The organism is Actinomyces polynesiensis, from assembly GCF_000820725.1.
GTDB classification, from domain to species: Bacteria; Actinomycetota; Actinomycetes; order Actinomycetales; family Actinomycetaceae; genus Pauljensenia; species Pauljensenia polynesiensis.
The window spans coordinates 1-10,004 of sequence record NZ_CCXH01000173.1 but is presented as its reverse complement, the minus strand read 5'-3'; the positions used below and the strand labels follow the sequence as shown (position 1 = coordinate 10,004).

Below are 10,004 nucleotides of genomic sequence, written 5' to 3'. Positions count from 1 at the left end.
CGAGGAGACACCCTCGGACAGGGAGGGACCCCCGTGCCGGATGAGCCCCGTGTGTCCACCGCGCTGTCCTCGTGTGCGGCGGGAACCCGACGAGGATCCGACTCACGGAGCCCGAGGGCGGCGCCGGAAGTCAGGAGCTGCCGTCATCCGTGTGCTCCCCCGATGTCCGGTGCGCGATCGCGAGCTCGAGGTCCGTTGCTCGGTCGAGCACCGAACCCGGAGAGGGAAAGGCCTCCGCGGCGCGGACACCTGTGGCCTCCGCACTGCAGTCCCCGGGAACCCGCAGTACCGCGCGCACGACGAGGGGCGGGACCCGCTCACACGCGGATCCCGCCCCTCACCACCCGACGTCGACGGACCGGTTCAGCTGCGGCGCCTCCGCCCGTGGAGCGTCACGAGGCCGGCGGCCAGGGAGACCGCGGACAGACCGCCCAACACGATCGCGAGCGATCCTGTGTGCGCCAGCGCGGCGCCGTCGTCCGTGTCCTTCTGTCCCTGGCCACTGGCGTTGGGAGAGGGGGTCACCGCACCGGGCTCCGATGGCGCAGCCGGGTCTGTCGGCTGACCGGGATCGGCCGGGTCCGTCGGCTGGCCGGGATCGGTCGGGTCCGTCGGGTCCGTCGGCGTTGTCGGGTCCGACGGATCCGACTTCGCCGTGACCGTCACGACCACCACGTCCGAGGTCGACGGCCCGAACGCGTCGGGGTCGGTCGGTGTGAAGACCGCACTCAACGAGTGCTCACCCACTGCGAGGTCCGCGGGCAGGCTCACCGAGACACGACCGTCCGCGCCGAGCACGAGCCCGGCCGCCAGGACGGTCTCCCCGTCCACGAGGTCCACCGTGCCCGCGGGCGTTCCCGCCCCGGTGTCGCCCTCTGCCCGTGTCGCCGCCACCGTGATTGTGGCCGTCACGGAGGCGGAGTCCCCCTCGGCGACCGATGTCGGCGTCACCGACAGCGTCGCCGAGGTGTCCACCGGCGCCCCGGGCTCGGTCGGGTCGGTCGGGTCGGTCGGTTCGGTCGGATCGGGCGCATCCGAGGCGATCGCGAAGATCCGCTGTTTGTCGGCCTGGGGCAGCACCACGCCGGTGATCGTGAGCCCCTCCGGAGCCGTGATCGCAGGCGTCACCCAGATGATCGCGCCCTCGTTCTGGGAGCCGTTGGCGGTGTTGCGCTGGCTGATCCTGGCGAGTTGGACGTTGCCGTGGTTCGGCGTCCCGTTGGGACCGGTGGGCAGGACCCAGTCGTCCAGGCCCAACGTGAACGGAGCTGTGGACCCGTCGGAGTAGGTGACGGTCCCCTGGGCGCTCTGCCCCCCGTTCCGGGCCGCGCCGACGAAGGCGATGGACGTCGGATTGCCCGCCACCGCGATCTTCTGACCTGCGGGAACCGCAGCATCGGGCTGGCCGACCTCCGCGGCGGGCCATGTCGCCGTCATCCCGGTTCCCGGGATCGTGAACTCGGCCCCCGGGGCGACGCCCGCCTGCTCGAGCAGGTCGCGCCGGTAGGAGGCACCGGAGCCGTCGAAGTTCCCGGTCCTGCCGCGGTCCCCCTCGGGTGCGGTCGCCACCACCGTGAAGGCGCGGGACAGGGCAGTCGGTGCATCGACGGTCACCGCCACGTACGCGACGGTCTCCTGCCCCTGGGACCCGAGCGCGACGGGCAGGGACACCGAACCACCGGCCACCCCCGCGGATGCGACGACGGTCGCCTTCACGGTGGCGAGCCCGCCTGCGGCCACCGTGGCGCCGGGCACGCTCACGTCCAGACCCCCGGAGGAGCCCGATGAGGCGGGGAGGGTCACGGAGCTGGTCCCGATGTTCCGCACGACGATGTCGCAGGTTCCCGAGCCTCCCGGGGCGAGCTGCAGCGTCGCGCAGTCCGCGCCGGCGAGCAACGTCGACCCACCCTCGCCGTACGAGGGCGGCGCCGCGTCCGCACCGGTGGCCCAGCTCTTGTCGGGCTGGGCAGCCAGGGAGTAGGCGATGGTCCCGCCCGAGAGCACGTCGGCACCGTCGACCCAGGCACGGTCGGTGACCCGTCCGTTCACCGACAGCCCGGTGATGTAACGGTTCGTGGCCGCTCCCGGCGCCGTGATCGTGATGGCATCGGCGGCGCCGGGGCGCAGGACGACCTTCTCGAAGACGGGTGTGGACACGGCGAGGTCCGTGGTGCCGGGAGTGAAGGGGTAGAGCCCCATGGCGGTCCACAGGTACCAGGACGACATCGCGCCGAGGTCGTCGTTGCCGGGCATGCCGTTCACGGTCGGCGCGTAGTGGGCCTTCCGCACGAGGTCGGTGACCTGCTGGGTGCGCCAGGGCTGACCGATGTAGTCGTAGATCCACGGGATGTGGAAGTTCACCTCGTTCCCGGCCCACATGTAGGGCTGGTTGGCTCCGACGTTGGTCTGGGTGAAGAAGGTGTCCAGGCGCTGGGCCGCGGCCTCCTTCCCACCGATGGCGCTCACGAGCGAGTTGATGTCCTGCGGCTCCAGCCAGAGGTACTGCTCCGAGTTGCCCTCGTCGAATCCCGCCTGGCCGAAACCCTGGGCGAGGGCGTCGCGCACGTCCATGAACGTCCCGTCGGCGTTGCGGGGGGAGACCGTGTTCCACGCGGGGTTGAAGATGTTCCTCCACCAGGTCGAGCGTGTCTGGAACGTCCCGGCGGTCGCCCCGTCGCCCAGCGCCGCGGCGAAACGGCCGATCGCGAAGTCGTCGATCGACCACTCCTGGGTGATGGAGGCGCCGACGATCTGGTGGTCGCCCTTGAAGGCCGAGGTCTGGGGACCGTACTGCAGGCGGTTGTACTGGTCGGCCCCGCTGCGCTCGAGGTACGAGGGCGTGACACTGCTCTGGCCCCCGGTCATCGCGGAGGACACCATGTACTCCAGGGCCGAGGCCGTGTCGAAGTCCTGGCCCCCGTAGACGTAGGCATTGACGATCAGCGGCACGACGGAGTCGCCCGTCATCTGGCCGGTGGTCCCGTTCGCGATCTTCCACCTCGGGAAGGATCCCGACTGTTCCGCGTCGTTGACCAGCGACTGGGCGAGGTCCGAGGCCTCGTCCGGGAACAGCATGGCCTGCAGCGGCATCAGCGAACGGTAGGTGTCCCAGTCGGAGACATTCGTGTACTGCGCGGCCTGACCGGGTTCCAACTGGTGGACCTTCCCGTCGAAGCCGAGGTAGCGGCCGTCCGCGTCGTCGAACGTGTTGGGGTGCAGGAGGGCACGGTAGAGCGAGGTGTAGAACATCTTCGTGTCATCGGCGCTCCCGCCGCTGACCTCGACCCGACCGAGGGCCTCGTCCCACTCGGACTCGGCTGCCGACCGGATCTGGTCGAAGCTCCTCCCCGTGGACTCCGCCCGGAGGTTCGCCAGTGCCCCGTCCACCGAGATGTACGAGACGGCGATGCGCACGTCGACCTCGTGACCGCCCGTGAACTCGAGCCACGCCCCGGAGCGGCCTCCCTTCCCCGTCAGGACGCCATCGGCGTTGACGTGGTCCCCACTCCAGGTGCCGGCTGCCTTCGCAGGTTCGCTGAACGTCGCGGCGTAGTAGATCGTGTACGAGTTGCCCTTGCCGCAGAAGTTGCCGGTCGTCGCCGACCCGGTCACCGTCGTCAGGTCGGCGGAGACCGTGGCGGTGGCGTCCGAGTTGCCGTTGAGTGATCCGCCCGACCGCACGTGGATGTAGGCGGGTGCGTCCTTGGAGAAGGTGAACCGTCCGATACCGGTGCGCGTCGTGGCCGAGAGCTCGGCCGTGACCCCGGTGTCGGGGAACCTCACCGTGTAGTAGCCCGGGCGTCCGACCTCGGTCGAGTCGTGGGCGATCCTCTCGGCCGCGTACCACGGCTGGGAACCCGGGGCGGTCGTGGTCGGCAGGATCGGGATGTCCCCGAACGCCGTGCACCCCGCCGACGAGTGCGTCATGGAGAAGCCGGTGGACCGGTCGTTGTCGTGGCTGTACCCCCAGTACGTGCTGGTGGTGTCCGGGGAGAACTGCGTCATCCCGAAGGGGACCGTCGCTCCGGGGAACTCGTTGATCGTCCCGACGACGTCACCTCCCCTGCCCGTGCCGATCAGTGTGTCCACCTGGTCGACGGGCCTCTGCTCCTGCGCCTGCGCGGGGAGGGCCGCCCCCACCGACAGTCCTGTGATCGCCAGTGCTCCCGCTGCCGCGAGGGCGCCGATCCTGTGTCCGACGAGCGACATCAGCGTCCGCTCCTTCCATCCCTGGTCCGACGCGCGACGGTGAGTCGCGTCGCTGTGGTGGTCATGAGGCCGAGCAGCCCGATGAGGGTCACCGCAGCCACGGTCGTACTCCCGAACCCCGTGTGCGCGAGGTCCGTCCCCTCCGGCGACGAGGACGACACCGGTGTGGGGACCGTTCCCGACTGCTCGGAGCCGTCCGGCTCTCCCGGATCGGCCGGGTCGCCGGGATCCGTCGGGTCAGTCGGGTCAGTCGGGTCAGCCGGGTCCGTCGGGTCGCCGGTCCCGGACCCGTCCGTGACCTCAACGGTGACCGGTTCCGCCGAGGACCCGGAGTACGCCACGGCGTCCGTGGGCACGAACACCGCCCTCAGCCCATGACCACCCGTGGACAGGCCGTCCACCGGGATGCGGTGGTCCGAGGAGTCCCCGTCCGTGCCGATCGTCGCCTCGGCGAGCTGCTGGTCGCCCTCGTACACGAGGACCCTTCCCGCAACGCCGACGGGCGTCACGCCGACCGTGACGGTGACGGGTTCGCCGCGCTGGACCTTCGGGGCGGACACGGTCGCGGTGGTGGTCGTCCCCTGCCACACGGGCGCATCGGAGGCGATTGCGAAGAGGTGCATCTTCCGGCTGTCGGCGGTGTCGGGCAGGGTCAGGGACACCAGCTCCTTCCCCTCCCGCACGTCGAGGACCGCCGTGGAGTAGAGCCCGCACCGGGCACCGTCCGACCCGGTCCGGGAGCCCCTCGCGGAGGTGATGGCGAGCGCCGTCGCCCCGCCACCGGGCCGGTCCCCGGAGCACCAGTCGGGCATCGTGACCGACCGGCTCACGGTGCTCGTCGCTCCGCTGACGGTGTCGCGCAGGCCGAGGCGGAGCTCGCCGGAGAAGGTCCCGTTGTTCGAGGCGCCGACCAGCGCGATGCGCGACGAGGACGCGAGCGCGGCCGGGAGGGCGATGGTCTGTCCGGCCATGCGCAGGTTGTCCTTGGCCCCGGCGCGGCCCTGGATCCAGTACGTGAGGTCTGTGCCGGGGACCGTCTCGAGCGTGCCCGCACCGATCCCGGCGGCTCCCAGCAGGCTGCGGTCGTAGAAGTAGCCCAACCCGTCGAAGTCGGCATCGGCACTTCCGATGGTCCCGATGGCCTTCTCGGTGAACTCCGCCTCGAGGACCGAGGGCGGCCCCACCTGGACCGGGACCGTCGCACTGGCCCGCGACCCGTCGGTCTGCGCGGTGAGTGTGAGGACGTGTTCGCCGTACGTGGCCCACGCGGGGACGTCCACCGCGAGGTCCACCCTGGCGGTGGCCGGGAGGCCGTTCGAGGTCACGCTCCACTGCGGGTCGACGGCCCGGACGCCCACCCCGTCTGCCGAGGCCGCGAGGGTCCCCGACACCGTGCCCGCGCCCTGGGCCACGACGGTCGCCCCGAGCGTGAAGGAGGTGCCCGGGGCCGCCCACGTCCCCTGCGCGGCGGACACCGAGAGACGTGACTGCGTCAGGTCCGCGGTGACCATGGGGGCAGGTGCCGCGTCCTCACCGGTGGCCCAGTCGGAGGGGGTGGTCCCCACTGCGAACGTGACCGTCCCGACCCCGTCCAGGTCGGAGTCCTCGACGTACCCCCTGTCCCAGGATGCGCCGTCCATGGAGACGTCCTGGATGTAGCGTGCGGAGTCGGACAGGCCCGGGGCACTCAGCTCGAGCGGCTTCCCGTCGGGGCGCTGCACCGTCACCGACTCGAACGCGGGGGTGGAGATGCCCCACACGTCCTGTCCGGGCACGATCGGGAAGAGCCCGATCGAGGCGAAGACGTACCACGCGGACATCGTGCCCAGGTCGTCGTTCCCGGTGACGCCGGTCGGACCGTCGCTGAAGAGGGTCCGCGCGGCGCGCAGGACGTCGGTGGTCCTGGACGGTTGGCCCGCCCACAGGTACATGTAGGGCGCGTGGAAGTCGGGCTCGTTGTTCGGGTTGTACGTGTCGAAACCGTAGTAGTCGTAGGTGCCGGTGACCCACCTGTTCCGGGCGGTGCCGGCCGGGTCCGAGACCACCTCGGGGAACGCGAAGAAGTGGTCGAGACGCTCGAGCGTCGCCTGCCTGCCGCCGAGGAGGTCCATGAGGTCGTAGGGGTTCTGCTGGACGAGCCACGTGTACTGCACGGGTGTGGCCTCGTGGAAACCGAGCGCCTGCGTCGGGTCCTCGCTGCCCACGAACGCCCCGGAACGGTCACGCGCCCTGAAGTACCCCGTGGACGGGTCGAAGATGTTGCGGTAGCTGGTGCCGCGCGCGGCCAGGCGGTCCGCATCCTCCTCGTGACCCAGCGCCCGCGCCATCGTCGAGAGCCCGGCATCGGCCAGCGCGTACTCGAGGGTCGCCGAGCCCCCGTGGTCGAGGTCGTAGTCCCCGGAGGTCTTCCGCGTGGAGGGGTCCTGCGGCACGTACCCGTCACGGATGTACTCGACGTTGCCGGCCCTGCCGTTGGCGAACCAGTCCGCCGGGGGCACCCCGTCGGCATTCTGGAGCAGCAGCTGGTAGGTCTCCTCCTCATGGCCCTTGAGCAACCCCTGGGCCCAGGCGGAGACGAGCCAGCTCGTGCCGGGGTCCCCGGTCATGATGTTGGTCTCCACCGTCGCGTACCCCCAGCGGGGCAGCCATCCGTACTGTTGGCCCTGCCGCACGAGGGAGAGCGCCTGGTCCGCTGCCGTGTCCGGGTCCAGCAGTGCGACCAGCTGTTCCTGGGTCCGGTACGTGTCCCACAGGGAGTAGTTCTGGTAGTAGGTGAAGTCGGGGTCCTCCTCCTCGTGGACCGCCTGGTCCCACCCCGTGTACCGGCCGTCGATGTCCGACCCGATGTTCGGCGCGAGGAGGCTGCGGTAGAGGCTCGAGTAGAAGACCGCACGCGTCGTCCGGTCGCCGCCCGTGACCTCGATGGAGTGCAGACGCTCCTCCCAGGTCTCGCGCGCCCGGGACAGGGCCTCGTCGTAGGTCGCCCGCTCCGCCTCCAGGTTGGCGGCGGCCCCTTCGGCGTCGACGTAGCTCAGGGACGTCTGCGCCTCGACGTCGAGGTCGCCGTCAGTGGTGTCGAAGCGGACCCAGGAACCCCTCCGGCCCGTGCCCTCGGAGTGCTGGGCGTCGGAGACCGTGTCGCCGGACCAGGTGCCGGCGGCGACGACGTCCCTGTCGAAGACGGTCCGGGTGTGGAACGTGACCTCGGGCGTGTCCTGGCAGAAGCCCTTGGTCGTGATCGTCGCGTCGACGGTGCGCGCATCGACCACGCTCACCGAGGACCGGACGACCGTGTTCAGCGCCTGGCCGGTGTTGATGAGCACGGTGGCCCTGTCCGTGCTGGGGAAGGTGTAGCGGGCCACCCCCGTGCGCGGGGTGGCCGTCAGCTCGGCGCTGATCGCACCTGCGGGGGTCCCGAGGTCAACGGAGTAGTGACCGGCGGAGGCGCTCTCGGCCTCGTGCGAGTACCCCAGCGCGTAGGCGTCCTTGTCCGTGCGCGTGACGTCCCCGACCGTCGGCAACATCGGCTGGATGCCACCCAGGGTGCAGCCGACACCGGAGATGTGGACCAGGGAGAAACCCTGGATCGAGGTCCTGGTGTAGTCGTACCCGACGTTGTGGCCGTTGTCCGGCGAGAACTGCACCATGCCGAACGGCATCGCGGCCCCGGGGTAGGTGTTGCCCTCGTCCTGGGTCCCGATGAAGGGGTTGACGAGGTCGACCAGCGGCGTGGCGCCGGAGTCCCCCGGGGAGGCGGCGGGCGCCGCCTGGGCCACCCCTCCCCCGGCCAGTGCCAGTGTCGCGACGGTGACCGCGAGGATCCTCGCGGGACGCAGGTGCCGACGGGGTTGCTGTGGGCGGGTGTGGGGCATTCTCTGTCCTCGTGCTCGACTGCGGTGTCGTCCGTTTCCAGACCGGGAGTACGGCCGTGTGCTGCCCGTGATGGGGTGATGCCACGAGGGTAGTCAGCGCTGTCATCCGGCAGGGGTGAACAACGGCCGGATGTGACGGGTCACACACTCCCGCGGGAGCGGAGGCAGGCGGGGTGGTCGCGGCGCTGCGACCACCCCGGGGCAGCCCCCGGGGTCGCTGCCCGGCTCGGCGCGGTCGCCGGGCAGTCGGCGGGGACCGCGAACGACGCCGCTCAGGCCAGGGTGCCCATGGGGTCCCAGGCGGGCAGCGCCAGCGGTTCCTCGGTCAGTGCGGGACGCAGGTCCTCCGGGAGCGCGTCGGCGCGCACGACCACCTCGAACACGTACTCGGTGAACCAGGCGTCGTCCATGGTGAAGAAGCCCTTGTCACCGGGCTCCTCCCCCCAGGAGTTCTCCACCCGCCAGCGCCTGGGCACCCCGTCGACCAGGTCGACGCCGGTGAAGAGCATGGCGTGGTTCATGGCCGACTCGCCGCTGATGACGCGCTGTTCCTTCGTCGTGGACAGGTCCACCCCGAAGAGCCCGGAGTAGTCGTGGAGGCCCTCCACGAGCAGTCCGGAGGTCCGGTCGGCCTGCTTGGAGACGTCGGCCCCGAACCACACGGGCTCCCCCGCCGACAGGGCCTCGGCCGCCAGGCGCTTGATGACGTCCATGTCGGCGTTCACGTAGCGGATCTGCCGACCGCCGACGACGTTGCCGAGGTGCTCGACGGTGAGGGCCCGCCCCTTGGGGTGGGTGGGTCGCGGGTCGTCCACCAGGCACACGTACTGCGTGAGGTCGAGGCGGACGTGACGCTCGTAGAACTCCTGCGGGGTGAGCGTGCCCTCCCGGTGGAAGGCGCCCTCGTCGTCGCGCCACTCCCAGTCGAAGCTCGCCGGAGGTTCACCCAGGCAGATCACGAGGATGCGCCAGACCTCCGCGAGCACACCGTCCCGCGCAGCGGCGACCTCGTCGGTGGAGGCGCCCGCCGCCACGAGGTCGCGCAGCTCCAGCGCACTGCGCCGCAGCAGGGCCTGGAGCTGGGTGTTCATGCGACGGGTGTTGGAGGAGGGCTCGGTCTCGGGCATGGCCTCCTTGGGCACCACCCCGTGCTTGAGGTAGACGGACACCGCCATGTCCCACTGCCCGCCGTCCCCGAGCACCTCCGAGAGGAGGAACTGGACGAGGCGCGAGTCCAGGGGCTCGTCGGCGGTGGCCACCACGTCCTCGAGGAAGAAGTTGGCGCGTTCGAACTTGTCCCAGAACATCGCGTGGTTCTGCGAGAACTCGAAGTCCTTGACGCCCAGGTCCTCACGGGCCTTCGCGCGCAGGAGGTTCAGGGAGGAGAACAGCCAGCAGCGCCCGGACTTCTTCTGTGCGGTGACCTTCCAGTCGTCCAGGCGCTCGGAGACGACGGTCGGGGTGGCCACCACGCGTGCACGGGAGATCGCCGAGGGGTCGACACCCGAGGTCGTCACGGCGTTGAGCGCCACCTCCAGCGCCCGGTCCCCCGTGAGGGACCCGCGCAGGCGGTCGACCGCCTCCTCCGTGATCGCCGCAGGTGCGTGGACCGGTGTGCCGGTGGGTGTCATGGGTGGTGTCCTCCTGGGGTCGCCGGGGCGCCCTCGTGGCGGGCACCCGTCGCCCCGATGCTACGCCGCACGCACGAGGGCGACGCCACCCGGGCGGGGCTCAGGCAGCGCTGTGCGCCAGGCCTGCGCCCGTACGCAGGGCACGTGCCTCGTCGAGGTGGCCCAGCAGCGCGTCCAGGGCGCGTGGGTCGGCCTCGGGGTCCTCCGGGTGCCACTGGACGCCGATGACGGGGGCGGTGCGGTGCTCGACCGCCTCGACCACGCCGTCGGGGGCGTGCGCGACGACCTCGAG

At 71.0% G+C, this 10,004-nt stretch carries 4 protein-coding genes; all 4 read right to left on the bottom strand.

Annotation, left to right across the window (positions count from 1 at the left end):
- Positions 1–363 precede the first annotated feature (363 nt).
- Positions 364–4,209, bottom strand: coding sequence for a GH92 family glycosyl hydrolase (locus TA90_RS13845; protein WP_074015342.1), 3,846 nt, complete (start codon positions 4,207–4,209; stop codon positions 364–366).
- A complete protein-coding gene (locus TA90_RS15115) occupies positions 4,209–8,081 on the bottom strand; it encodes a GH92 family glycosyl hydrolase (RefSeq protein WP_074015341.1) in 3,873 nt (1,290 codons plus the stop codon). The genes TA90_RS13845 and TA90_RS15115 overlap by 1 nt, the downstream gene beginning before the upstream one ends.
- Positions 8,082–8,353: 272 nt before the next feature.
- Positions 8,354–9,712, bottom strand: a complete 1,359-nt coding sequence (locus TA90_RS07400; RefSeq protein WP_052450630.1) for a C1 family peptidase — start codon at positions 9,710–9,712, stop codon at positions 8,354–8,356.
- Positions 9,713–9,812: 100 nt separating this feature from the next.
- A partial coding sequence (locus tag TA90_RS14265) for a gamma-glutamyl-gamma-aminobutyrate hydrolase family protein (protein WP_043535467.1) occupies positions 9,813–10,004 on the bottom strand: 192 nt, incomplete at its 5' end.